This is a genomic window from Vibrio sp. Isolate24, assembly GCF_022398215.1.
Taxonomy (GTDB): Bacteria; Pseudomonadota; Gammaproteobacteria; order Enterobacterales; family Vibrionaceae; genus Vibrio; species Vibrio coralliilyticus_A.
Window position 1 is genome coordinate 1,589,736 of record NZ_JAKEUU010000001.1, and the last position, 24,168, is coordinate 1,613,903.

Sequence of the window (24,168 nt, forward strand, 5' to 3'; positions counted from 1 at the left end):
AGCGCACTCCGGGCTTCGCGTCTCTAGGCAATACGGTCTTTTTCCCATGCTGCCAGCTTTTCCTCACGAGCAGCGAGCTTTTCTGCTCTCACGGCTTCACGAGCTTCGCGTTTTTTACGCGCATCACAGGGTTCAGGACAGTTACACACCTTATCGACTCCAACCGCACCTAAACCGCCACAACTGCCTTTCACCACTTTTTTCTGGAAAATATAGCCAACAGACATGGCTGCGATCACGGCAACGAAAATGCCGAAAGTAATCAGAAATGTACTCATAATGACATGCTCACTCGGTATTATTTGTTCATAAATGGCTTATACGCTTCCGATGCCATTTCTTTAAATCCATCTTTGGTTTTCACGATCATAAATACAGGGATATTATTCTCGTTGGCTATCTTCATTCCCTGCTCTTCACCAAGAACCATCAAGCCTGTAGCCAAACCATCAGCAGTCATCGAAGATTCGTCCAGTACAGTCACAGAGACGACTTTATGACGGATAGGTTTGCCCGTTTTAGGGTTGATGATATGCGAATAACGTACACCATCACGCTCAAAATAGATACGGTAATCACCTGACGTGGCAATCGCCATATCGCCTGGTTCAATAATCTCTTGCACCGCTCGCTCATCAGCAGAAGGTTTTTCTATCGCAATGCGCCATTTCACCCCTTCTCGATTTAACCCTTTAAGTCGCATTTCACCACCGACTTCAACCATATAATTTTGAATACCCTGTGATTGAATATAGTCAGCAACGACATCAACCCCCCAACCTTTAGCAATGGTTGATAAGTCAACGTACAAGTCAGGAATATCTTTAGTGAGAGTATTCCCTTCAACCGTTAAATGTTGAATCCCTGTATTAGCTTTACGCGCAGCCAACTCTTCATCAGTAGGTACCACTTCAGGACGAGCTTCGGGGCCAAACCCCCATAAGTTGACTAATGGACCAACAGTGACGTCAAGCGCACCTAAAGTAAGACCGTTTAAACGGATCGCTTCTTTCACCACCGTGGCTGTTTGAGGCGATACTGTAAATGGCTCTGAAGTACGATCTTGATTAAAACGACTCAACTCAGAATCAGGCCGGTAGGTCGACATTTGCTCGTTCACTTCCTCAAGTAAACGGTCGACCTCAGTCTGCAGTGCTTGCGGTGAAGGCACGCCTTCCTCTGAAATGTACTTAATATTGTAAGTCGTGCCCATTGTAGGACCACTGAGATGAACTTGCTCAACGGGCTTTTCACAGCCAGCAAGCACTAAAAGAGAAGCAAATACAACAAGCCACTTTTTCACTTGTTTGACTCCTTATAAGAGAAACGGAAATAGCGCATGACTCTGTTTAAGAGCGCATCGACTATGGCCATTTAAAAAACTATTAGCAGGAAAAAACAATGGCTGACTCTTGCGAGCCAGCCATATATTTCAATCACTTAGGGGGTTAACCACCAAAGTCATCGAGTAGGATGTTTTCATCCTCAACACCAAGATCTTTTAGCATGCCGATAACAGCAGCGTTCATCATCGGTGGACCACACATGTAGTACTCACAATCTTCAGGCGCTTCGTGATCCTTCAGGTAGTTTTCATACAATACGTTGTGGATGAAACCGGTGTAGCCATCCCAGTTATCTTCTGGCATAGGATCCGATAGAGCACAATGCCATACGAAGTTATCGTTCTCTTCTTGAAGCATATCGAAATCTTCTACATAGAACATTTCACGCTTAGAACGGGCACCGTACCAGAAAGACATCTTACGAGAAGACTTCAGACGCTTAAGCTGATCGAAGATATGAGAACGCATCGGCGCCATACCTGCACCACCACCAACGAAAACCATTTCGTTGTCAGTGTCTTTCGCGAAGAACTCACCGAATGGACCAGAAATCGTACACTTATCACCTTCTTTCAAAGACCAAATGTACGAAGACATAATACCAGGTGGTACGTCTGGGTTATTTGGCGGCGGCGTAGCGATACGGACGTTCAGCATGATAATACCTTCTTCTTCCGGGTAGTTCGCCATTGAGTACGCACGGATCGTCTCTTCATTGACCTTAGACTCATAACGGAACAGGTTGAACTTGTCCCAGTCTTCACGGTATTCCTCAGGGATATCGTAGTCTGCGTATTTCACGTGGTGAACTGGCGCTTCAATCTGGATGTAGCCACCAGCACGGAAAGGTACTGATTCGCCATCTGGGATTTGCAGCTTAAGTTCTTTGATGAATGTTGCCTTGTTATCATTAGAGATAACCGTACATTCCCACTTTTTAACGCCGAAGATTTCTTCAGGAAGCTCGATGTCCATGTCAGTTTTCATCGCAACCTGACACGCTAGACGCTCACCTTCACGCGCTTCACCTTTAGTAATATGGTCAAGCTCGGTAGGTAGAATGTCACCACCACCTGATTTAACTTTTACGCGACACTGGCCACATGAGCCACCGCCACCACAAGCAGAAGATACGAATACGCCAGCACCAGCTAGAGCACTCAGCAGCTTACCGCCCGGTTGTGTAACGATCGCCAGATTAGGGTCGTCGTTCACAGAAATTGTAATGTCACCTGTTGGTACAAGCTTAGACTTAGCGAAAAGAATCACTAGTACTAGCGCAAGTACGATCAGAGTAAACATCACTACACCAAGAATAATGTCCATTGACTATTCCTTAATTGTTGCGGTTTACCCGACTTACAGTTGAACACCAGAGAAAGACATAAAGCCCAACGCCATAAGACCTACAGTGATGAACGTGATACCAAGACCACGTAGACCCGGAGGCACGTCTGAGTACTTCATCTTCTCACGGATACCTGCAAGAGCAACGATAGCCAGCATCCAGCCCACGCCAGAGCCAAAGCCGTAAACGACTGATTCAGCAAAGCTGTAGTCACGTTGCACCATGAAAGATACACCACCGAAGATCGCACAGTTTACTGTGATCAGCGGTAGGAAGATGCCTAACGCGTTGTACAGAGGAGGGAAGAAGCGGTCAAGGACCATTTCTAGGATCTGTACAAGTGCCGCAATGACACCGATAAAGGTGATGAAGTTTAGGAAGCTAAGATCAACACCTTCAAGCAAAGCGTTTTCTCTCAGAACCAGGTTGTATACCAAGTTGTTCACAGGTACTGCGATAGTCAGTACCACAACAACAGCAACACCAAGGCCGAAAGACGTCTTAACTTTCTTAGATACCGCAAGGAATGTACACATACCTAAGAAGAAAGACAGAGCCATGTTTTCGATGAAAATCGATTTAACTAATAGACTAATGTAATGTTCCATGACGTCCTTACTCCTTCGCTTCTACTTGCTCTGGTTTCAGAATACGGATTGCCCAGATTAGGAAGCCGATTAGGAAGAATGCAGATGGGGCAAGCAGCATCAAACCGTTAGGCTGATACCAACCACCATTGCTCACTAGAGGTAGAACTTCTAGGCCAAACAGTTTGCCGGAGCCAAACAGTTCGCGGAAGAAACCCACAGTGATAAGAACGAAACCGTAACCAAGACCGTTACCAATACCATCAATAAGAGACGGCATAGGCGCTGATTTCATAGCGAATGCTTCAGCACGACCCATTACGATACAGTTCGTAATGATCAGACCTACGAATACCGATAACTGCTTAGAGATATCGTATAGGTATGCTTTTAGCACTTGGTCTACCACAATTACTAGAGATGCGATGATCGCCATCTGAACGATGATACGCACACTGTTAGGAATGTGGTTACGGATTAGAGAAACAGAGAAGTTAGACAAGGCCGTAACGAATGTTACTGCCAGCGTCATAACAAATGCTGTCTCTAGTTTAGTTGTTACTGCCAATGCAGAACAGACACCAAGAACCTGAAGCGCAATCGGGTTGTTATCCAACACCGGCGCTAAAATGCTCTTTTTAATGTTTTGTGCGCTAGACATTAGTTCAGACCTCCGTCACGAACTTTTGCTAGGAACGGACCAAAGCCCATATCGCCTAACCAGAAGTCGAATGTACCTTGAACACCGTTACCAGTTAGTGTTGCACCTGAAAGGCCATCGATACCATGCTCTGAACCTTCTGGAGCGCCACCTTTAACAATCTTAATTGCTGGCTTGTGGTTGTCGTCAAACAGTTTCTTGCCGACCCACTGAGCACGCCATGATGGGTTCTCAACTTCACCACCCAGTCCAGGTGTTTCACCTTGCTCGTAGTAAGTGATACCTGATACTGTGTTGCCGTCAGTTTCAACCGCAACGAATGCGTACATCATAGACCATAGACCTGTACCGTGTACTGGAAGGATGATCTTAGAAACGGCATCGCCTTCTTTCACTAGGTAAACAACACCTGTGTTAGCTCGACGAATGATCTTTGCTTTGTCTTCTTCAGCCGTTAGCTTGATTGACTCAGCTGGATCTTTCGCAGCTTTACGCTGATCGTAAGTTGCTGCATCACCTTCAACAAAGTCACCAGTGCTGAAGTCGACTAAGCGAGGTTCAATGTACTCTGCAAAGAGCTCAGGTACTTTCTTACCTGCAGCATCAACACCTGCAACTTCAACGATCTTGGTTTGCTTATCTAGTACAGCGTTCGCTTTTTGTTTGTCACGTAGACCTACAGCTGCTGTTGATACGATGATTGAACAAACAAGGCTCAACCCGATAACAACACCCAGCGTCTTTTTAATGCTGTCGTTATTACTTGCCATAGCGTGCTTGTCTCCGCTTGATGTTCTTCTCGATAACTAAGTGGTCGAACAGAGGTGCAAACAGGTTCGCGAATAGAATCGCCAGCATCATACCTTCTGGGTACGCTGGGTTCACTACACGAATAAGTACACACATTACGCCGATTAACGCGCCGTACCACCATTTACCCTTATTAGTAAATGAAGCAGATACTGGGTCTGTCGCCATAAAGAACATACCGAATGCAAAACCACCTAACACTAGGTGCCAATGCCATGGCATGTTGAACATTGGATTGGTATCAGAACCGATAACGTTGAACAGCGTTGCTGTTGCAATCATACCGATCATCACACCAGCAATGATGCGCCACGATGCAATTCGCATATATACGATCATCGCTGCACCGATCATTAGAGCCAGTGTCGATACTTCACCAATTGATCCTGGGATGTTACCGATGAATGCATCCATCCAAGTGATAGGAGCGCCTGTCACTGTATTGACTAGTGCACCGTTACCACCTTGTGCCCATTGGCTAAGCGCCGTTGCACCAGAGAAACCGTCAGCTGCTGTCCAAACCACGTCACCCGAGATTTGAGCTGGGTAAGCGAAGAATAGGAAAGCACGGCCAGCCAGTGCAGGGTTAAGGAAGTTACGACCTGTACCACCGAAGATCTCTTTTGCAACCACAACACCAAAGGTAATACCTAGTGCGGCTTGCCATAGAGGAAGGGTTGGTGGAACAATCAGTGCAAATAGGATAGAAGTAACAAAGAAACCTTCATTAACTTCGTGTTTACGCACCATACAGAACAGTACTTCCCAGAAACCACCAACAATGAACACTGTTGCGTAGATAGGTAGGAAGTAAGTCGCACCTAAGATCATTTTGCTGCCGACACCTGCATCAGGGGCAATAGTGCCGCCTAACATTTCTGTCAGCCAATAATGCCAGTTACCTGCCACTATTGCTGCTAGCTGATCACCAGCATACATATGGTTAAGTGCTGCAATCGCTTGGCCACCCGCGTTGTACATACCCCAGAACATTGCTGGGAATACCGCGAACCAAACCATGATCATGATACGTTTTAAATCAACGCTATCACGAACGTGTGAGCTTTTCTTTGTAATAAGACCTGGAGTGTAGAAAACTGTTGCTACAGCTTCATACAAAGCAAACCATTTCTCATGTTTGCCACCAGGCTCAAAGTGATGCTCGATGTCTTCAAGAAACTTTTTAAGAGCCATGAAAATTACCCTTCCTTCTCGATCTTATCTAGGCACTCACGAAGTAGTTCACCGTACTCGTATTTACCAGGACAAACAAAGGTACACAATGCTACGTCTTCTTCGTCTAGTTCTAGAGCACCAAGAGCTTGAGCACTATCAGTATCACCAGCACATAGGTCACGAAGTAGCAGAGTAGGTTCCATATCTAGAGGCATTACACGTTCGTAGTTGCCGATTGGAACCATTGAACGATCACTACCGTTAGTGGTGGTTGTCATGTTGAACAACTGACCTTTAAAGATATGACCAAGGAATGAGCGAGTAACAGAGAACTTGTTTTTACCAGGCATCGCCCAGCCAAACAGCTCTTTATCACGGCCTTCACGTAATACAGAAACCTGTACGTGGTAACGACCTAGGTAAGCATGAGGTCCAGTTGCATGTGTCCCAGTAAGGACAGAACCAGAAATCACACGAACTTCACCTGGCATTAGCTCGCTGTCAGTTAAATCATCAAGACTTGCACCTTGAGTTGTACGAACCAAACGAGGGTTATTCACCACTGGACCCGCCAGAGAAACAACACGATCAGTATAAAGTTCACCTGTAAGGAACAACTTACCAAACGCAATAACGTCTTGATAGTTGATGCTCCACGCCACGTTTTCTGCATTTACTGGGTATAGGAAATGCATGTGGGTGCCAGCAAGACCTGCTGGGTGAGGGCCATCAAAAACATGCTCTTCAACATTTGACTGAGAAGAACGAGGAAGACTGGTACCAGCTTTACAAACGAAAACTTTACCGTCAGTCAGAGTTGAAAGCACATCCAAACCGGCAACGAAAGCGTCTTGCTGCTCATTGATGATCAGCTCAGGCTGGGCTGCCAACGGATTCGTATCCATTGCAGTCACAAAAATAGCCTGTGTAGAAGACTCGATTGCTGGAACCTTGCTAAACGGACGAGTACGTAAAGCTGTCCAAAGACCAGAGTCAACCAGTTGAGTTTTAACCGCATTACGGTCAAGACTTGCTAGTTGGCTGGCTTCAAACTTATCGAACGTTACCTGTTCCTCACCTGACACTTCAATCACAACAGATTGAAGGACACGTTTGGCACCACGGTTAACCTCGATCACTTTACCGCTTGCTGGTGAAGTAAATTTGACACCAGGGTTCTTTTTATCTTCAAAAAGAACTTGGGCTTTCTTTACTTCATCGCCTACGCGAACATGCATAGTAGGACGCATGCCGACGTACTCTTCGCCAAGCAAGGCGACTTTCTTGATGGTCTTACCATCATTAATCACCTGGGTAGGAGTTCCTGCGATAGGAAGGTCCAAACCCTTCTTTATTGTAATCATACGCACTTGCACTACTTTTATCGGGAAAAAGATTCTTTGATTGCGTAACTTTTAGACACGACACTAGTGTCCGGTTTTGGCGCAGTTTAAAACACCAAAATCGCAACATCCTATTAAAAACCTCGCTACAAATTTAGTCGAGATTTATCAGGTGCGGTAGTCTATCATCTTTTTAGAAGTCTATGCCATGACCAATGAAGGGAATCAGATAGATATTTCGAAGGATTTAAGTTTAAAAGGCTAAGTATTGGTCATAAGTTTGAACCATCGCACAAACATCAATAACCACATTATCAACAACGCCTTTCTATATTCACATTACAAATCATTTCTAATTAAAACTAATTAAGCTGTGTATTTGTTTCTACATTGTTAACGTTCACCTAAATTGCAGGCGATAAAAAAAGGCAGCCTATGCTACCTCTTTTCTTTTCAATTACTTGGAGCCCCCCAAGCACATCGGGCTATCCGGCGCTAATTCGTTTTGCTCTTTCCATTCATCTTGCGTGTAAGTATGAATAGATAACGCATGAATATGGTTCGCCAGCTCATCAGCAAGCACCTGATTCACTTGGCGATGACGGCCAATCAAACGCTGACCGTCAAATTTATCACTGACAATCACCACTTTAAAATGGCTTTCCGAACCCGTAGGAACGTTGTGCATATAGCTTTCATTCAGCACATTAAGATGAACGGGTGCAAAGTAGTCTTGGAGCTTGGTTTCTATCACTTCTTGCAGCATTGCGCATCACCATTGAAATATGAACAGTATTAAAAGAAAGATAATAGTCTTCTTAATAGCAAAGCTAAAGGTTTTAGTTTTCACAACCTTCACCTTCTGCGACAATTTAAACTATGAATTTGACCATGCGTTTCAACTATGAAAACTGAACTTGCGCTTCATGGGCGTACTTTAACCCTTCATCGATTCCCAAAACGACACAATGAAACCCTCCAAGCGTGGGACGCAGGCGATGAGTATCTCATTAATTATATGGAAGAATTAAACATTGGTACTGGCAAGAACATTCTCATTATCAATGATAATTTTGGCGTGCTAAGCTGCTGGTTTTCCGAACAACACCAAGTAACTATGATGAGCGATTCCTATATTGCGCATCAAGCAACACAGCAAAACCTTCAATACAATCATTGTCCGAATATTGTGTTAGAAAACACCATGGGGTTAATCCCATCGGAGGTTGACTATGTTTTGATGCAAATTCCGAGAAACAATCGCCATCTAGTCTGGTTACTCAGTCAATTAAGACAATACATCCCTAACTCTGTACCTGTCATTGCGGTCAATAAAGCGAAAGAAATTCATACTTCCACACTGAAGTTATTTGAGAAATATCTCGGCACCACGACCACCTCGTTAGCATGGAAAAAGCATCGCTTGGTCTTCTCCCAAGCCAATAGCCTTCACCCAGTTCCTATCGAACCATCAACCTGTTGGAGTGTCGAACAGCATGGATTTGAGTTAGAAAACTTACCGAATGTGTACTCAGGTGAAAAACTCGATCAGGGAGCGCGCTTTATGCTTGAGCATCTCCCAACAAACTTATCCGATAAGAGGGTCATCGACCTCGGTTGTGGCAACGGTGTGTTGTCCTTAAAAATGGGATTATTGAATCCACAGATCCAGATAACCTGTATTGATGAGAGTTTTATGGCGACAGAATCAGCGAGAAGAAACTTATCCAATACCCTAGGAAAAGAGCGCAATTTTCAATGCTTAACAAACAACTGTCTGGACGGTTTCACGTTTGCAAGCGCAGATTTGGTGGTGTGTAACCCTCCTTTCCATCAGCAACAAGCGATTACCGATCATATTGCATGGCAGATGTTCTGTGACACAAAGCATGTTCTCAGCAACGGTGGGCAATTATTAGTTATCGGCAACCGCCACCTCAGCTACGATGTGAAGTTATCTAAGCTATTTGGAAAACAGAACGTAAAACTCGTCGCTTCAAATAAGAAATTTGTTATTTTACAAGCGACTAAATAGTTCACTATCATGTCTCTAATACGTTTAGAGTTACGATTAAAGGAAATTACAATGAGAAAATTGGTTCTAGCCGCGTCAATGGCCTTACTTACTGCGTGTGCCGCCCCGCAACAAGATCAGCTTAACTTCATGCCTCAACCAGTTTTGAGCAATAGCGACATCGTAAAAGACGCAAGTTTCACCCTGACAAGTAAAGACGTACGTTCAGCACAATATGTGGCACTGATTGACAGTGGTCGTTCAAACATTGAACCAATTCACTCTAAGCAAAATGTACGTATTGCGATCGAGAATGCTCTGCTGGAGCAGTTCCAATCTCAAGGTTTTCGTAGCACGGTTAACAGCGAAAACTCAATAAAAGTAGAAGTCCAAGAAGCTCTCGTTTCTGTCAAACATTCTGTGATGGAAAATGAGATGGACGGTAAAGTCGTACTCGAGATCACCGCCGAAACCCCTCAAGGCAAATTAGTGAAAACCTACACAGGTACAGCTAAACGCACTGGTGCGCTGAGTGCTTCTAATGAAGAAATCGAAGTTGTACTTAACGACGTCATCAACCTAGTATTCAAAGAAATCGCAAGCGACCAAGAACTGAAAAACTACATGCAGGAGCGCTTCTAATGTGGAAAGTTGCGATAGCCTCTCTGGCTCTAGTCAGTAATCTGGTTTTTGCAGGCCCTAAAGTTGAATTCGAAACCACACTTGGCGCGTTCACCATTGAACTGAATCAAGAGAAAGCACCACTCACTGTAGAGAACTTTCTCAAATATGTTAAAGATGGCAGCTATGTCGGCACTCAGTTTCACCGCGTGATCCCAGGTTTCATGGCGCAAGGTGGCGGTTTTGATAAAGACATGAAGCAGCTATCAACTTACGCTCCAATAAAAAATGAAGCCTCTAACGGTTTGAAGAATGAAACCGCGACTGTTGCTATGGCAAGGACAAATAACCCGAACTCCGCCACACGTCAGTTTTTCATTAACTATGCCGACAACAGCTTTCTTGATTACGACCAACGCCCACCGGGCTATGCAGTTTTTGGTAAAGTCACGCAAGGATTTGATGTTGTAAAGCAAATGTCCAAAAAACGGACTAAAACGGTCGGTCGTTACCGTGACGTGCCCGCGACGCCGATTATTGTCACCAAGGTAACCTTGCTTCCATAATCTATAAAGGCTCCAACATATCCGGTTGGAGCCTTTTCAATTCCGCTCATTTTCCATAACTTAGCAATCACTATAAAACAAACAAGGAAAGGTTTATGTCTGCCAGTTCCTCTTCTATGTCTTGGCTAGCAACCATTCGCAGTTATTTTGACAAACGCCTACTCTGGGTGTTTATGTTAGGCTGCTCTAGCGGCTTTCCATGGGTTTTGATCGGCTCTAACATGTCCGGATGGCTTAAAGACGCAGGCTTAACTCGCGCTGCTATTGGCTATTTCGGTAGTGTCTTTGTTGTCTACGCGATTAACTTCTTATGGGCACCGCTTGTTGACCGAGTCAAGCTGCCTATTTTGCATGCTATCCTAGGCCAGCGCCGCAGTTGGATTTTCTTATGCCAGTCGCTTGTCCTAATCTGTACGCTATTTATCGCAGGTGTTGACCCATCTCAGAACTTGATGTTGACCTCTATGCTTGCGTTAGGCATCGCTATAGCATCGGCCACTCAGGATATTGCCATCGATGCTTTTCGTATCGATACCTTTCCTAAGTCTGAATCTTCTAAACTCCCCCAAGCCTCGGCGATGTCGGTTATTGGTTGGTGGACTGGCTACTCAGTGCCAGGTTATTTAGCGTTTATCAACGCCGATTCAATAGGTTGGAATGGTGTCTATTACGGAATGGCTGCCGTAGTCGGTCTACTCATGATTTTCACCTTACTCGTTGGTGAACCGAAAACCCAGCGAGATGAGCTGCAAGCTCAAGCTGAGCAACGGCATAGCAAGGTCGTCAAGAATCGTATCGTTGCATGGTTTACCGTGACCGTGGCAGAGCCATTTCTCGACTTTTTCAGAAGCAATGGCTTTAGAGTTGCGCTAACACTACTGCTGTTTGTTTTTCTCTTTAAAATCGGTGAAGCCTTCTTAGGTCGCATGTCAATTACCTTTTATAAGGAGGTCGGCTTCAGTAATGAGCAAATTGGCCATTATTCGAAACTTGTCGGTTGGGGCTTAACCATTCTTTTCACCTTAATTGGCAGTATGGTTAACGTAAAGTTCGGCATTGTGCGTGGCCTGATGATTGGGGGAATCGCAATGGCTTCAAGTAACTTAATGTTTGCTTGGATTGCCAAAGTAGGTCCGAGTGAACAGTTATTCCTCGCAACGTTAGTTGTCGATAACTTTACTTCTGCCTTTTCCACCGTTGCTTTTGTCTCATTCTTGACCGTAGTAACTGGTCAGGCATTTTCGGCAACCCAGTATGCCTTACTGGCTTCATTGGGCAACTTCGGCCGCACAACATTAGCCTCATTTTCTGGAGAGTTGGTTGATTATCTCAACGATTGGTCGATGTTCTTTATCCTGACCGCGTTGATGGTAATTCCGAGCTTGATCATGCTTTATTCATTGCGCCACTATTTCACAGATATGTTAAATAAGGCACAAAAAAGAGATATTCAGCCGTCGAAATCACCAAGTGTTGAGTGAAGATAAAAAAGCAGGCTTGGATGCTCCCAAGCCTGCCTTGATTACGATTTCACTTCCCTTTATGGATACAAGCCCTTTCCAAACCTATTAAATATCCGCGCGACCCCTTGAGTAAATATCATCGGCTCAGTGAGCACCGTTAGACAAAGACAGTCTTCGCCTTGTTTTGTACATGGACTGTGCTTGATAGAAGCATCTTTGACTAAATAATCTCCAGCTTCGTAATGACCATCTTCATCACTAAACCCGCCGTGCAGAACCAAGGTAGACTCAATACCTTTATGTGTATGCTGAGGTATCTTCACGCCTTCCGCAATATACATCAAATTGACCCGCACGCTGTCACCGATATCAATCGGTGCACTAAAAACCTTGCCACCATAGCTTTTCCACTCCCCGACCCTATCTCGGAAGCGTGATAGAGAAAGAGGTAGCTGGAACGTTTTGCCATTCACTTCGATGCTAGAAGGTTTCCTGATCGGCCTCGATAGGTTTGAGTCAGGGTCACTTTCTAGGATGTCGTTTAGCATAGTATCAAAGCCGTTATCGTCAAAACCGCTAAGATCCATTAAAGCTTCACCAAGTTGATTCTCTAGCTGTTGGACTTGTTTCTGACAAATGGGGCAGCTTTCCAAATGAGTAGCGACAGTAAACCCGTCGACTGCATCCAGACTGCCTTCAACATAAGCTTGTAACATAGGCTGATTCGGATGATAGCTCATAATCTTTCTACCTCTATTGAATAACGTAATTTCTCTACAGCGAGCCTTAACCGAGACTTGACGGTACCGACAGGTATGTTGTACATATCAGCAACTTGCTGATGGGGTAGTTCTTCAAGATACACAGCTTGCACGACTTTTTTTTGTGCTTCTGGAAGAATATCTAAGAACTTCACAACTTGCTCTTTCAGCATCTCGTGCTCTGGGGTGTAATGTTCCACCATGTCTGGCGGGCAATAATCGTTGGGCCAAATATCTTCTGAATGAATATGAAGATCTCTTCCTCGTTGTTTCCTCAGTGTATCGAAACAAAGGTTCCTCGCTATCGTATAAATCCACGTTGATAACGAGCTTTTGGAGCCATCAAACAGATGACTTTTCTGCCACACGGTTGTCATCGTCTCCTGAACCAGTTCGACAGCCACTTGTTCATTGCCCATGTGCTTGTAAGTAAATTGTTTTAACCTAGGCGCAAAGTGCTTGAAGACCAACGCATATGAGGCTTTGTCTTTTTCTTTCACTCTCTCCATACAGAGGAGCCAGTCTTTTTTAACGAAAGATTCAGTGTCCTTAACTGCCATGTTCAGGTCCTTATCTGCACTTTAACTGTTTTACGTCAGAAAGAAGTGGGTGGATCACTCAATAAGTTTAGCTTTCAATAGAGCGGGAGAGAAACTCTAACGCTTTGGTGCAATCTTTTTGGCGTAATAGAAAGTCAAATTGCTTCTGAGGTACAGGAAGGAGCTCGAGCCAGCGCTGGCTGACCCAGCTTGCATCGTCAAAGAAACATTGGTCATACAAATCACCGAGCTGAGGGAATTGCTCATACACATTACGAAGTTGTTCACTCAGATATTCGTGCTGTTGAGAAAGTTGAGAAAACTCCCAGCTTGTACGCCACTCGATGCGTGCTTTACGCAAGCCATCAAACTCGGTTCTGATCCTTTTGATTTCGAAGCATCTGAGGCCAACCACTGTTACCCCCAATAACCCATCTTCGAGCAGTTCAAAGTCAACAATTTTCGCCAACGACCCAAACGATGAGAGTCGGGATGATGCCGAGAGTTCATCTTGTTCAACTAAGCAAATGCCAAAGGTACCATCAGATTGACTCGCCTCTTTGATTAATCTTTTGTATCTAGGTTCGAAAATACGAAGCTTCATTTTTCCTTCAGGAAGAAGCATTGAGCCTAGAGGGAACAGCATAATTTCTGACAACATTAATCATCCTTAATCACTTTATCAGTACTTACGAAAAAGATGAGACAGGGATCAATCACTAAATATGTTGATTGTTTGACAGGCATTAAAATTAGCGCAAGCGCTTGCGTAAACGATACCCATATCACTTTTTGTGCAAAACAATTACACACCCGTTACATCCTAAAAAAATAATCATTAATGAGATCTCAATCACTAGTTTTATGTATTTTTACACTCCGTATCACTATTAATTGAGATTTTTATCGTTAATATGCGCTCCAGTAAAAGCACAACAAAGATTGTGCAACGATGGCTATATGAATAGATTTTGATATTGAATAAACATAGAGAGTCCCACTATGCGTAAATCACTTTTAGCTCTTGGTGTCGTAGCTGCAATGTCTGCACCGGCAATGGCTGCCGATTATTCTGACGGCGATATCCACAAGAACGACTACAAATGGATGCAGTTCAACCTAATGGGTGCGTTCGATGAGAAAGGCTATGCTGAGTCTTCTCACGATTACCTAGAAATGGAATTTGGTGGTCGCTCAGGTCTATTCGACCTATACGGATACGTTGATGTATTTAACCTAGCTTCAGATCCAGGTAGTGACAAAGCTGGCGGCGAGAAAATTTTCATGAAATTCGCACCACGTATGTCTTTAGACGCACTAACGGGTAAAGACTTATCTTTTGGTCCCGTTCAAGAACTATACGTTGCCACTCTTATGGAGTGGGGAGGAAAATCTGATGTTAACTCTCAAAAGATAGGTGTAGGTTCTGATGTAAATGTTCCGTGGTTAGGCAAAATTGGTCTAAATCTATATGGAACTTACGATGGCAATAATAAAGACTGGAACGGCTTCCAGCTATCAACAAACTGGTTTAAGCCTTTCTACTTCTTCGAAAATGGCTCATTTATCTCTTACCAAGGTTACATTGATTACCAATTTGGTATGGACGATTCCGAAGGCAACAAATTCAACACTACAGCATCTAACGGTGGTGCTATGTTTAATGGTATCTACTGGCACTCAGATCGATTTGCAGTAGGTTACGGTCTAAAACTATATAAAGATGTTTATGGCTTTAAAGATGGTGAAGCACTACCTTGGGGTCACAAACCAGAATCATCAGGTGTTGGGCACTACGTAGCCGTGACTTACAAGTTCTAAGCCACTAATTGAAGTTCACTGCCTTAAAAATGGTACCTTCGGGTACCATTTTTTATTGGCTTTCGCTTAAACGGTGATTATCCTTGTGGGAAATTATCGGTTCGGCAAATCAGTGTGAATATCGTTATTATTGGTCCCGGTGCTATTGGTACGCTGTGGGCGACTAAACTTTCCATTTCAGGCCATCATGTTGCTGTTTGGTCGACTTCAAATAAATCTCACCTGAATCTACAACTTGGTGAACAATCGGCAATTCGATTTGATAATCAAAATATTGATTCTCTCAAACTGGCAGATTTACTATTAGTCACGGTAAAGGCGTGGCAGGTTGAACAAGCACTGACGCCATTAAAAAAGCATATTGCTCCTGAAGCCATGATCGCTCTCATGCACAATGGCATGGGGACCGATGAATGGCTTCACAGCACTTTGCCTGACAATCCTTTACTCCTTGCTACCACCACACACGGTGCTTATAAGCCAGCCCGACACCGCGTCATACACACAGGCGTAGGAATAACTCAGATAGGCGGCATTAATCATTTAGGGAAACAATGTCACTTTCTCCAAGAAGTAATGCAGCATGCACTTCCCGAAGTCACGTGGTGTGACAATATAGAACACGCTTTGTGGCTCAAGCTGGCTATTAACTGTGCGATTAACCCCCTAACAGCCACCTTACATATCAGAAATGGTGATTTGGCAGCTATGCAGTATAAAAACCAACTCACTGCTATCATCCAAGAAGTCTTTCAAGTCATGTCTGCGAGCTCGATTCCCATCGAGCTACCCATACTAGAATCGACGGTTTACCAAGTCATCAATACCACAGCAGAAAACTTTTCTTCCATGCAACAAGACATTTACTATAAACGTAAAAGTGAAATTGATTTTATTACTGGTTACTTGCTGAAACAGGCTAAAATTCACAATATTCAAACCCCTGAAAATCAAGCGCTCTACACGCAAATCAAACATATTGAACAAAGCTGGGAATCTTAATGAGCAAAAATGTACTGATCCCGATTGCACCGGGCACAGAAGAAATGGAAGCCGTCACGATTATCGACATGATGGTTCGCGCAGGGTATGACGTGACTGTCGCTAGCGCAGATTTCGAAGGTCAGCTCACAATGAAAGCCTCTAGAGGGGTGACACTCACTGCTGATTGTAAACTTGTCGATATCGCTGATGATGAGTTTGATGCTGTTATCTTACCGGGCGGTGTCGAGGGCGCTGAAAACTTCCGTGATAGCACCGTACTGGTTGAGATTGTTCGACAGCAAATGTATGAAGGCAAGTTAGTCGCAGCGATATGTGCAGCCCCAGCTTTAGTGCTCGCTCATCACAAGCTGTATTCAGATGCTCTCATGACTTGCCACCCTCATTTTGAATCTTATATCAATGAAAAGAACTGGCGTGTTAAACGAGTCACTTACGACATCAATCACAACTTATTGACCAGCCAAGGCCCAGGGACTGCCCTTGAGTTTGCCATGGAAATCATCATTAACTTATCGGGGAAAGAGCACGCATGGACAGTTGCAGAGCCGATGGTAACCATTCCCACATTGCAATATCACAAACTAGGTGGTCTTGAATCATGCTAGATGTCCAATCTATCAGGTCACAATTCCCTGCCCTTCAACAGAGCATTAACGGTGAAGATCTGGTCTACCTTGATAGTGCCGCGACCACTCAGAAACCCGAATGTGTTATCAGCACTATTACTGACTACTACCGTTCGCAAAACGCCAATGTCCATCGTGGTAGTCACAGCCTCACAGCACAAGCCACCAGCCAATTTGAATCAGCTCGTCAGACCGTGGCAGATTTTATCGGCGCAGCGACTAGTAAGGAAATTATCTGGACACGTGGCGCGACCGAAGCATTGAACCTCATTGCTCAAACCTACGCAAGAAGTACACTTAAACCGAATGACGAAATTCTGGTTGGTGAAATGGAACACCACGCGAACATTGTTCCGTGGCAAATTGTCGCTGAGCAAACAGGGGCAAAAGTTGTGAAAGTTCCAATGACTGAAGGTTGCCAATGGGATATGAACGCCTTTCTCGACTTGTTATCCAATAAAACCAGACTCGTCGCTCTCGCTCATATGACTAACGTAACAGGTAGCCGCCTGCCAATTGAAGATGTGATTGCTCACGCGCATAAAGTTGGCGCTAAAGTGGTCATTGACGGAGCTCAGGGGATCGTCCACGAAAAAGTCGATGTAAAACGTTTAAACGCCGATTTTTACGTTTTTTCTGGGCACAAGCTTTATGCACCCGCAGGAATAGGCGCTCTGTACGGCAAACTGCCACTACTGGAGGCCATGCCTCCATGGCATGGTGGCGGGAAAATGGTCGAGAAAGTCTCGTTTTCTGGCACCACATTCAGCCAGTTACCCGGTAAATTTGAAGCGGGTACCCCTAACGTAGCCGGAGCTCTTGCATTAGCTACCGCGATCCACTGGTACCAAAGCTTCACACATAGTGTGGTCGAGCAACACATTCATCATTTAGTAAAAGATACATACCGAAGGCTTTCTGCTCTTGAAGATGTCAGAGTCCTTGGTTACCAACCAAATGCATCTGTAGTGTCTTTTGTGATTGAGGGTGTCCACCATCAAGATATTGCAACATTACTTGACCAACAAGGGATCGCTGTTCGCGCTGGCCACCATTGTGCTCACCCATTAATGGATGCTCTTAACGTAAAAGGCACAGTTCGAGTATCTTTTGCCATTTACAACACCCAACAAGACGTAGATCAATTGATCTGCGCCGTCGAGAAAGCACTGGACATGCTTTAGATACAAAGGATGAAGGGTTGACATAACATGCCAACCCTTCGCTTTCAATTTCGTCGGTAACAGCTCAAGCCTAAGATCTATAGCTCATCAAATGCCTCAATTGCCTCTGACAACTTCTTCACACCATGGATCTGCATACCTGCAATGCCGCCTTTTGGCATATTAGCCGCAGGTACAATGGCCTTCTTAAAGCCATGCTTGAAAGCCTCATTGAGTCTTTCCTGTCCACTCGGTACCGGGCGAATCTCTCCCGCTAGGCCAACTTCACCAAAAATAACCACATCTTTTGGCATAACACGATCACGAAAGCTTGATAGTAATGCCATCACTAAAGCTAAATCCGCGCTGGTTTCAGTGACCTTAACGCCACCGACCACATTAACGAAGACGTCTTGATCCGCCATCTGTAGTCCACCATGCTTGTGTAAAACGGCCAGTAAAAGCGACAATCGGTTCTGCTCCAACCCGACAGCAACACGTCTTGGGTTTGCCAACTGAGAATAATCAACCAAGGCCTGAATTTCGACTAATAGAGGGCGTGTGCCTTCCCATACCACCATCACTGAGCTACCAGACGTTTCTTCCTCACCACGAGAGAGAAAAATCGCTGACGGGTTACTGACTTCTTTTAACCCCTGCCCTGTCATCGCAAACACCCCCAACTCGTTGACAGCGCCAAAACGGTTTTTGTGACTGCGCATCGTTCTGAAACGGTTATCGGTACCGCCGTCCAGTAACACTGAGCAGTCAATAATATGCTCAAGGACTTTCGGCCCAGCCAAGGTGCCATCTTTCGTTACGTGACCAACAATAAATACCGAGACATTGTTCTGTTTTGCATATCGTGTTAATGCCGTTGCAGACTCACGTACTTGCGCCACGCTACCGGGTGATGATTGCACATCCGCCACATGCATCACCTGAATTGAGTCGATAACCATGATTTTTGGCTGCTCTTTTTCTGCAATCTGGCAGATCCGGTCAACATTAGTCTCAGAAAGCATCTTGAGGTTATCTTTAGGTAAACCCAATCGTGACGCTCGCATCGCAACCTGCTGCAACGACTCTTCCCCCGTCACGTATAATGTAGGCATCTGCGAAGCGAGATAGCACATCGTCTGCAGAAGCAACGTAGATTTACCCGCTCCAGGGTTACCACCAATCAGAATCGCAGCCCCCGGAACTACGCCACCACCAAGCACTCGGTCAAACTCTTTAAAGCCACTGGTAAAGCGTGGTACTTCTTGCAAATCAATGTCAGATAAGGTTTGAACTTGCGTTTCCCCAGTGTTTCCAGCATAGCCTGCTAAACGCTCATTTCGTGCTGCGGCTGGCGATGCTGCCAATCGGACTTCACTAATCGTATTCCACGAACCACAAGCATTACACTGCCCCTGCCAACGCGGGAAATCCGCACCGCAGTCATTACACACGTATGCTCTTTTTGCCTTCGCCATATCACCTCTGACCTGTATTTGTGACAATGCCGTTATCATTCGTCACCTATTAACCTTGATTCGGTGTAACATATCATTAAAGATCTTTATATCAAGGCCGATATTTAGCGTAAGGGACAAGCTAACAAAAATATATGCAGCAGCCAGAGATTTTATCTTTAGCAGAACGATTGATTCCTGCTTACAATTCCGATGATTTTGAATACCTTCTCGAGCAAATGACTGAAGGAGAGCCCCCATCGGTTAAAATTCTGGTCAAGATGGAACTTAATCGAGTCATGGCCCCTTGCACTAAACCGGTAGACCTTCGTGGTCGGGTAAAAGGGGAATGTCGAGAATATGAGCTCGACGGCGTGAAGCATTGGCTCGATGATGTCGCTTTCAATGCCTACCACAAAAATACCCGTAAGTTTGGTGGCTATACCGAAGGTGTTTGGGAAGCATTATGCAACACTCACAACAACTTTAGGGTGATGCAAAAGCGAGGCAAACCACAAGGTATCGAGTTTTCTGAAAAGAGCACGGCATACGATGTGGAAGCCATCAACTTGGGCTATGATCTCAAACGCCGTGAAAATCGCCTCAAGCTTTCCACACAGATAGAGTTTCAAATCAACAGAGATCAACTGGTTCACGCGACAACCGTCGATATTTCTCCATCCGGAGCCAAGTTTAAAGCTCCCTCTGCATTCAATTATAAACTTGGCGAAGTCATAGCTGTTCGGTTCGTTGAATTGATAAAAGACAGCGAAGTAGAAGGGCTAGATACCCCCATTAGTTATCGGATTGTCGGTATTGATGACTCATATGAAAATGATGCGGTCAAGTACCTACGATTATTGAAGCTTGATGAGTCAAATGTTGTTGAGCAAGTCATAGAAGATAAGCTAAAAAATGATAACCAACGCAGCCGGCATGACAATCAAGACAAAGTCATTCGTGCTCGTTCTCGAGGCTATGAGCATACGTTTCTCAAGCATACCTGTAATTTACCCGTGTTCTTTAGTGGCAGCGAACTCAAACTGGCATTGATGACAGAGAACAATCAACCTATTTGGCAATACTGGCAAGACGAGCGCAATCAACAAACATTAACCAGCTTGTTTAATAAAGAGCGCATTGAACAGTTAACCAAGCCCGGTATGCGTGGCAGTAACAATGTGTTTTACTCCTTCACTCATGAGCATCAAGGTAAGACTTTGTTCTTCTCAATGATGATGCCTGAAGCGACACGAGAAGTGCGTCAGTTATTCTGGCATGTCGGTGCAAAAAAAGAGAGCTGGAGAGCATTTCGCTTGCATGTCTTCGAACTGTCTGATGAAGAGCGTACCGAACTTTCTAAACATTCTACTGAGCTGGACTTCCAAACTCACTTGCTCACTCATTGCGGTATTCTTCAGGAGCTTTCCACTCAGTCCACCCATCAGGATTACTTACTGACTTCTAAACCCAGAATCCCTAGTAGTAGCCTCAATCGCTTCTGCCACGCGCGTAACCCAGAAAATAATCCGGTTTGCCTTTATTTTGATGCAAAATCTCGTCGTAAGGAACCTCGCTTTCAGTTTCGCTCACCAATAGAAATGACTTGCGATACAAATGTGGTGCATGCAGGCGTAACATTGGATATTTCGAAGCGCGGTATCAGTGTGGCTTTGACCACTCCAAGTAAACTTAAAGCTGGGGACACATGTTCTGTTAACTTTAAAGAACTCAGCCTTTATGACAAGAAGCTGCCTCTCGACAGCGTTCCTTACAAAGTTATTCGTATTTCGCCGGGTGGAAAACGTCTCCAGCTCGTCATGCTTGAAGACAGTAACACAATGCGCACCATTGCTTTTTTTGGCCGGCTGATTGAGCATAACCAAGATAAGCTCGTCGCCAAAAAAGAGCTTTTGCCAAGTAACCAGCTACTTGAAGGATTGCATGATATCTTACTCGACAAAGTTGTGAGTACGCCTATCTTCGTAGAAAAACGAGGGAGAAATCTTAAACCTCGTGTCATTGGTGTTAACTACCCACTTTCACCGCCGTTAGTGGTATTGGCAAAATTAGGGCAGGAAGAAAACTTTTCCGTCGAACCTATCTACAAAGGTCATACTAATACTCTGCTTGCCCAACCGATGCGACATATTGATGGGGCGCAGCCACAATTCCAAGAAATATACTTGTCTATCACACAGTTTGGTACACGAATTCAGTCGTATGAATCCAAACTGGTGAGCGAATTCAGCGCAGTTAAAGAGCGTATTTCTTTTATTAAAAACGCTCAAGCAATCGGTGAATTCTACGCCCTTCGAGTTTGTAGTGCGCCGGTGTTTGATCCCATGAGTGCCCTTCTTCAAGAAGATATCAAAGAACTTGCGCCGATCAGTATGCATCAAGCTAGAAGCTTAGAAAAAGAGATTAATGGTATCGTCGGCTATAGTGAAATAACGGATATTACAGAAGAAGTGCTTATTCGCCTTGAATTGAGCCAATAAACACTGAGCAGACAGAAGCGAGGGCTCCCCCTCGCAACTTGCATTACGGAGCAGGCTTAAAACTGATCTTTTTCTGCTTAGCCAACGCCGCCGATAAAATACACAGCACGCCTCCAAGCCCGACATAACGCACTGCAGTTTGTGCTTGCTGTTCCACTTTTGGCTTAGCATGAAATGCGATACCTAAACCGGCAGCGGCCATCATCACCAGATCATTCGCCCCATCACCAACAGCAATCGTATTGTGCAGCTCTATGTCATATTGTTCCGCTAACTCTTCGAGAATATCCGCTTTGGTTTGGGCTGAAACCACATCACCCAGCACCTTACCAGTCAGCTTTCCATCAATAATTTCCAGCTGGTTAGACTGAGCATGATCTAATTTCAACGTGTCTTTCAGAAAATCTGAAAAATAGGTAAAGCCGCCAGAAGCAATCGCTGTTTTCCAGCCAAATCGACGTAAGGTATGTACCAATTCAGGAAGGTCTGGCATCAAAGGGAGTTCGCTTCTGACGCTAGACAAAATACTCTCATCAGCCCCAGTGAGTGCTCCGACACGCTGACGTAAGCTCTGTTCAAAATCCAGCTCACCCTGCATGGCTCGTTCAGTGACCTCCGCCACTTCCTCACCTACTCCAGCCAGTTTAGCTATCTCATCAATGCACTCAATTTGAATAGCCGTGGAGTCCATATCCATTACGATAAGGCCCGGTTTTGACAAATCAGGCAATTCATTCAGCGGTGCATAATCGAGCTCAATCCCTTGCAAAATCTTTTCATGTTCTGGGGTCAACTCACCTTGCATTAAAGCGACTTCATAGCGGCCAACTTTCCACACATCCACGACAGCATTATATTTACCGGTAAAAAAATCGATATCTTCGAAGTGTTGAGGAGACAAATACTCCGCAAAAACAATCCAATTGGCTTTCGCTTTATCAAATTGGCTGGATAAACGCACCTCTGGAATTCGGTTAAACAGTGAAGTATGTTTTTGAATAGAAAGGGTCTTAAACGTTTCCATGTAAATCATTCCTAAAAAACCTCCTCACACGTTAACCTATTGCAATTTAGCTGCGCAAGTATCAATATGCTCTATAGCAAAATTAACCTCAGATTAGGTGAGTATGGAATCCTCTCTGTTCTCATTTCGCATGGCTTTAAGAGCGCTCGCTATCCTCTCCTTGATTGCGATGGTCGGTGTGATTGGTGTTAACAGCGTAAAAATTACCAAAGGCAACGAGCAAATCCAAAAGAACCAATTGGAAACACTCACAAAGGTGTTGGTGTCTCAAGCTTCTTTATCAGCAGGTGAGATGATCGTTAATCAAGATCAGGAGCGCCTACTGAAGTTAACTAACCAACTGGCTAAAGACAATCTCGTATTTGATGCCACTATTTATGACGCTGAAGGCATTCGCTTGGCCTCAAGTGACAAAGGGAAAAGTGTGCGTGAAATTCTGGGTTTAGATACACCGCTCGAAACCGCTCGAATTGGCAAACAGCAGCTTGTTGAGCCAATCATGCATGATAGCGCTGTGATTGGTTTTGTGCGTATCACTTTTGAAACCGGTAAAGTAACTGCCTTTTCTGATCACTACTACCGTAAAAGTGATCGTTATATGTACACCATGGTTGGGATGAGCTTTATTGCAGGGTTGCTACTAGCGATTGTGATTCGAAGAAAGCCCAAACGTAAAGGTGAAAACCTACTGCTCAAAGAGATGAGTTAACGAATGGCACTGCAGTCTCGATAATTTACCCCCACGAATAGATAAAGTCGTTGGTTTGATAGCAGCTGAGCTAGGAATTATTAAACCCCATTAAATTGGAAGACCGATTATAGCTAACAGGGCTAGCAATATGGCCAAATCTCAATTCTTAGCAGTAATAAGCATTAATTGTGAACACATACCAGAAATGGATAGACTTAAAGTCACTAGGTCTACTACATCACTGAACTTCAATCCCCCATCATGAATTGGCTGTACTGCTGATACATTTGTACAAACTCGCCAGAAAATGATCTCATAAAGCCACACCGAGGTGATCATCAAACTCGCTCGCCAACCTACTTAATCAAGTATTTCATGCCGTACTGAATCCAAATAGCGCTCACTAGGCCAAGCAAGTCCATAGGTAATAACAACTCCCGCCTCTATCTGTATGGTATTCAACATTTTTATCTGTGGGTGTTAGTTTCTTGTGACGTACACCACCCAATATATACACAGTGCAAATAATTAATCTTTTCTTATTTTTACATCTTGTTTTGATTTACCTATCAAATATCATTAGCGCTCTTAAATTACTTTTAATAATGAAAATTACATTACTTTGACTGGAATACAGTTTTAGTC

The 24,168-nt window shown here is 44.4% G+C and carries 24 protein-coding genes; 10 read left to right on the plus strand and 14 right to left on the minus strand.

The annotated features are described in order from the left end of the window. Nucleotides 1-23 precede the first annotated feature (23 nt). The 9 genes from nqrM to bolA form a co-directional block, all read right to left on the minus strand. On the minus strand, nucleotides 24-278 hold the full coding sequence (gene nqrM / locus L1D23_RS07080; protein WP_239837656.1) for a (Na+)-NQR maturation NqrM: 255 nt from the start codon (nucleotides 276-278) through the stop codon (nucleotides 24-26). Between the two features lie 20 nt (nucleotides 279-298). Then, the gene (locus tag L1D23_RS07085) at nucleotides 299-1,303 is read right to left on the minus strand and encodes an FAD:protein FMN transferase (protein WP_239865042.1); all 1,005 of its coding nucleotides are present in this window, start codon (nucleotides 1,301-1,303) and stop codon (nucleotides 299-301) included. Between the two features lie 145 nt (nucleotides 1,304-1,448). Continuing rightward, complete coding sequence (gene nqrF, locus L1D23_RS07090) at nucleotides 1,449-2,672, minus strand: NADH:ubiquinone reductase (Na(+)-transporting) subunit F (RefSeq protein ID WP_239865044.1); 1,224 nt, start codon at nucleotides 2,670-2,672, stop codon at nucleotides 1,449-1,451. A gap of 33 nt (nucleotides 2,673-2,705) precedes the next feature. After that, nucleotides 2,706-3,302, minus strand: a complete 597-nt coding sequence (nqrE, locus tag L1D23_RS07095) for an NADH:ubiquinone reductase (Na(+)-transporting) subunit E (RefSeq protein ID WP_239837659.1) — start codon at nucleotides 3,300-3,302, stop codon at nucleotides 2,706-2,708. A 7-nt stretch (nucleotides 3,303-3,309) separates the two neighbouring features. Next, entirely contained in the window at nucleotides 3,310-3,942 is a 633-nt protein-coding gene (locus tag L1D23_RS07100) for an NADH:ubiquinone reductase (Na(+)-transporting) subunit D (protein WP_239837660.1), read from the minus strand. Further along, on the minus strand, nucleotides 3,942-4,712 hold the full coding sequence (locus L1D23_RS07105) for a Na(+)-translocating NADH-quinone reductase subunit C (RefSeq protein ID WP_239865046.1): 771 nt from the start codon (nucleotides 4,710-4,712) through the stop codon (nucleotides 3,942-3,944). The genes L1D23_RS07100 and L1D23_RS07105 overlap by 1 nt, the downstream gene beginning before the upstream one ends. Beyond that, a complete protein-coding gene (locus L1D23_RS07110) occupies nucleotides 4,702-5,946 on the minus strand; it encodes an NADH:ubiquinone reductase (Na(+)-transporting) subunit B (protein ID WP_239865048.1) in 1,245 nt (414 codons plus the stop codon). Before L1D23_RS07110 ends, L1D23_RS07105 begins: the two co-directional genes overlap by 11 nt. 5 nt (nucleotides 5,947-5,951) lie before the next feature. Continuing rightward, nucleotides 5,952-7,292: a Na(+)-translocating NADH-quinone reductase subunit A gene (locus L1D23_RS07115; RefSeq protein WP_239865050.1), complete on the minus strand. Its 1,341-nt coding sequence runs from the start codon at nucleotides 7,290-7,292 to the stop codon at nucleotides 5,952-5,954. Between the two features lie 436 nt (nucleotides 7,293-7,728). Beyond that, entirely contained in the window at nucleotides 7,729-8,037 is a 309-nt protein-coding gene (bolA, locus tag L1D23_RS07120; protein ID WP_239837664.1) for a transcriptional regulator BolA, read from the minus strand. A 138-nt stretch (nucleotides 8,038-8,175) separates the two neighbouring features. On the opposite strand from bolA, the gene L1D23_RS07125 reads away from it, so the two are divergent. From L1D23_RS07125 to L1D23_RS07140, 4 genes are all read left to right on the plus strand, one after another. Then, nucleotides 8,176-9,306, plus strand: coding sequence for a methyltransferase (locus tag L1D23_RS07125; RefSeq protein ID WP_239865052.1), 1,131 nt, complete (start codon nucleotides 8,176-8,178; stop codon nucleotides 9,304-9,306). 51 nt (nucleotides 9,307-9,357) lie between these two features. Beyond that, nucleotides 9,358-9,927 carry a YajG family lipoprotein gene (locus tag L1D23_RS07130; RefSeq protein ID WP_239865054.1) on the plus strand — a complete coding sequence of 190 codons (570 nt, stop codon included), beginning with the start codon at nucleotides 9,358-9,360 and terminating at the stop codon, nucleotides 9,925-9,927. Next, nucleotides 9,927-10,472 (plus strand): peptidylprolyl isomerase, encoded by a 546-nt coding sequence (locus L1D23_RS07135; RefSeq protein ID WP_239865056.1) that lies wholly within the window; start codon nucleotides 9,927-9,929, stop codon nucleotides 10,470-10,472. The genes L1D23_RS07130 and L1D23_RS07135 overlap by 1 nt, the downstream gene beginning before the upstream one ends. A gap of 95 nt (nucleotides 10,473-10,567) precedes the next feature. Further along, nucleotides 10,568-11,953, plus strand: coding sequence for an MFS transporter (locus tag L1D23_RS07140; RefSeq protein WP_239837668.1), 1,386 nt, complete (start codon nucleotides 10,568-10,570; stop codon nucleotides 11,951-11,953). A 59-nt stretch (nucleotides 11,954-12,012) separates the two neighbouring features. Here the strand turns inward: L1D23_RS07140 and L1D23_RS07145 are convergent, their stop codons facing one another. The 3 genes from L1D23_RS07145 to L1D23_RS07155 form a co-directional block, all read right to left on the minus strand. Then, complete coding sequence (locus L1D23_RS07145) at nucleotides 12,013-12,675, minus strand: ChrR family anti-sigma-E factor (protein WP_239865058.1); 663 nt, start codon at nucleotides 12,673-12,675, stop codon at nucleotides 12,013-12,015. Then, on the minus strand, nucleotides 12,672-13,256 hold the full coding sequence (locus L1D23_RS07150) for a sigma-70 family RNA polymerase sigma factor (protein ID WP_239865060.1): 585 nt from the start codon (nucleotides 13,254-13,256) through the stop codon (nucleotides 12,672-12,674). The genes L1D23_RS07145 and L1D23_RS07150 overlap by 4 nt, the downstream gene beginning before the upstream one ends. A gap of 67 nt (nucleotides 13,257-13,323) precedes the next feature. Then, nucleotides 13,324-13,893: an LON peptidase substrate-binding domain-containing protein gene (locus tag L1D23_RS07155; RefSeq protein ID WP_239865410.1), complete on the minus strand. Its 570-nt coding sequence runs from the start codon at nucleotides 13,891-13,893 to the stop codon at nucleotides 13,324-13,326. Nucleotides 13,894-14,237: 344 nt separating this feature from the next. On the opposite strand from L1D23_RS07155, the gene L1D23_RS07160 reads away from it, so the two are divergent. The 4 genes from L1D23_RS07160 to csdA all read left to right on the plus strand — a co-directional run bounded on the left by L1D23_RS07160 (nucleotide 14,238) and on the right by csdA (nucleotide 17,871). Beyond that, on the plus strand, nucleotides 14,238-15,056 hold the full coding sequence (locus L1D23_RS07160; RefSeq protein ID WP_239865062.1) for an outer membrane protein OmpK: 819 nt from the start codon (nucleotides 14,238-14,240) through the stop codon (nucleotides 15,054-15,056). Nucleotides 15,057-15,170: 114 nt separating this feature from the next. Further along, the gene (gene panE / locus L1D23_RS07165; RefSeq protein ID WP_239865064.1) at nucleotides 15,171-16,058 is read left to right on the plus strand and encodes a 2-dehydropantoate 2-reductase; all 888 of its coding nucleotides are present in this window, start codon (nucleotides 15,171-15,173) and stop codon (nucleotides 16,056-16,058) included. Next, complete coding sequence (locus L1D23_RS07170; protein ID WP_239837673.1) at nucleotides 16,058-16,666, plus strand: DJ-1 family glyoxalase III; 609 nt, start codon at nucleotides 16,058-16,060, stop codon at nucleotides 16,664-16,666. The genes panE and L1D23_RS07170 overlap by 1 nt, the downstream gene beginning before the upstream one ends. Further along, entirely contained in the window at nucleotides 16,660-17,871 is a 1,212-nt protein-coding gene (gene csdA, locus L1D23_RS07175; protein WP_239865066.1) for a cysteine desulfurase CsdA, read from the plus strand. The genes L1D23_RS07170 and csdA overlap by 7 nt, the downstream gene beginning before the upstream one ends. 77 nt (nucleotides 17,872-17,948) lie before the next feature. On the opposite strand, the gene radA is transcribed toward csdA, so the two are convergent. Further along, on the minus strand, nucleotides 17,949-19,328 hold the full coding sequence (gene radA, locus L1D23_RS07180) for a DNA repair protein RadA (RefSeq protein WP_239865412.1): 1,380 nt from the start codon (nucleotides 19,326-19,328) through the stop codon (nucleotides 17,949-17,951). Between the two features lie 134 nt (nucleotides 19,329-19,462). Here radA and L1D23_RS07185 point away from each other — a divergent pair, with 134 nt between their 5' ends. Continuing rightward, nucleotides 19,463-21,808, plus strand: coding sequence for a PilZ domain-containing protein (locus L1D23_RS07185; protein WP_239865068.1), 2,346 nt, complete (start codon nucleotides 19,463-19,465; stop codon nucleotides 21,806-21,808). 43 nt (nucleotides 21,809-21,851) lie between these two features. Here the strand turns inward: L1D23_RS07185 and serB are convergent, their stop codons facing one another. Then, nucleotides 21,852-22,832: a phosphoserine phosphatase gene (gene serB, locus L1D23_RS07190; protein WP_239865070.1), complete on the minus strand. Its 981-nt coding sequence runs from the start codon at nucleotides 22,830-22,832 to the stop codon at nucleotides 21,852-21,854. Between the two features lie 103 nt (nucleotides 22,833-22,935). Between serB and L1D23_RS07195 the strand changes: the two genes are divergently transcribed. After that, a complete protein-coding gene (locus L1D23_RS07195) occupies nucleotides 22,936-23,541 on the plus strand; it encodes a YtjB family periplasmic protein (RefSeq protein WP_239865072.1) in 606 nt (201 codons plus the stop codon). Nucleotides 23,542-24,168: the final 627 nt, after the last annotated feature.

Coding starts and splice junctions, on each gene's coding strand:
- serB (WP_239865070.1), bottom strand. CDS start 22,832: ATGGAAACGTTTAAGACCCTTTCTATTCAAAAACATACTTCACTGTTT.
- radA (WP_239865412.1), bottom strand. CDS start 19,328: ATGGCGAAGGCAAAAAGAGCATACGTGTGTAATGACTGCGGTGCGGAT.
- L1D23_RS07145 (WP_239865058.1), bottom strand. CDS start 12,675: ATGAGCTATCATCCGAATCAGCCTATGTTACAAGCTTATGTTGAAGGC.
- L1D23_RS07195 (WP_239865072.1), top strand. CDS start 22,936: ATGGAATCCTCTCTGTTCTCATTTCGCATGGCTTTAAGAGCGCTCGCT.
- L1D23_RS07115 (WP_239865050.1), bottom strand. CDS start 7,292: ATGATTACAATAAAGAAGGGTTTGGACCTTCCTATCGCAGGAACTCCT.
- nqrE (WP_239837659.1), bottom strand. CDS start 3,302: ATGGAACATTACATTAGTCTATTAGTTAAATCGATTTTCATCGAAAAC.
- csdA (WP_239865066.1), top strand. CDS start 16,660: ATGCTAGATGTCCAATCTATCAGGTCACAATTCCCTGCCCTTCAACAG.
- L1D23_RS07185 (WP_239865068.1), top strand. CDS start 19,463: ATGCAGCAGCCAGAGATTTTATCTTTAGCAGAACGATTGATTCCTGCT.
- L1D23_RS07150 (WP_239865060.1), bottom strand. CDS start 13,256: ATGGCAGTTAAGGACACTGAATCTTTCGTTAAAAAAGACTGGCTCCTC.
- L1D23_RS07140 (WP_239837668.1), top strand. CDS start 10,568: ATGTCTGCCAGTTCCTCTTCTATGTCTTGGCTAGCAACCATTCGCAGT.
- L1D23_RS07110 (WP_239865048.1), bottom strand. CDS start 5,946: ATGGCTCTTAAAAAGTTTCTTGAAGACATCGAGCATCACTTTGAGCCT.
- nqrF (WP_239865044.1), bottom strand. CDS start 2,672: ATGGACATTATTCTTGGTGTAGTGATGTTTACTCTGATCGTACTTGCG.
- L1D23_RS07170 (WP_239837673.1), top strand. CDS start 16,058: ATGAGCAAAAATGTACTGATCCCGATTGCACCGGGCACAGAAGAAATG.
- L1D23_RS07125 (WP_239865052.1), top strand. CDS start 8,176: ATGAAAACTGAACTTGCGCTTCATGGGCGTACTTTAACCCTTCATCGA.
- L1D23_RS07105 (WP_239865046.1), bottom strand. CDS start 4,712: ATGGCAAGTAATAACGACAGCATTAAAAAGACGCTGGGTGTTGTTATC.
- L1D23_RS07135 (WP_239865056.1), top strand. CDS start 9,927: ATGTGGAAAGTTGCGATAGCCTCTCTGGCTCTAGTCAGTAATCTGGTT.
- nqrM (WP_239837656.1), bottom strand. CDS start 278: ATGAGTACATTTCTGATTACTTTCGGCATTTTCGTTGCCGTGATCGCA.
- L1D23_RS07160 (WP_239865062.1), top strand. CDS start 14,238: ATGCGTAAATCACTTTTAGCTCTTGGTGTCGTAGCTGCAATGTCTGCA.
- L1D23_RS07100 (WP_239837660.1), bottom strand. CDS start 3,942: ATGTCTAGCGCACAAAACATTAAAAAGAGCATTTTAGCGCCGGTGTTG.
- L1D23_RS07130 (WP_239865054.1), top strand. CDS start 9,358: ATGAGAAAATTGGTTCTAGCCGCGTCAATGGCCTTACTTACTGCGTGT.
- bolA (WP_239837664.1), bottom strand. CDS start 8,037: ATGCTGCAAGAAGTGATAGAAACCAAGCTCCAAGACTACTTTGCACCC.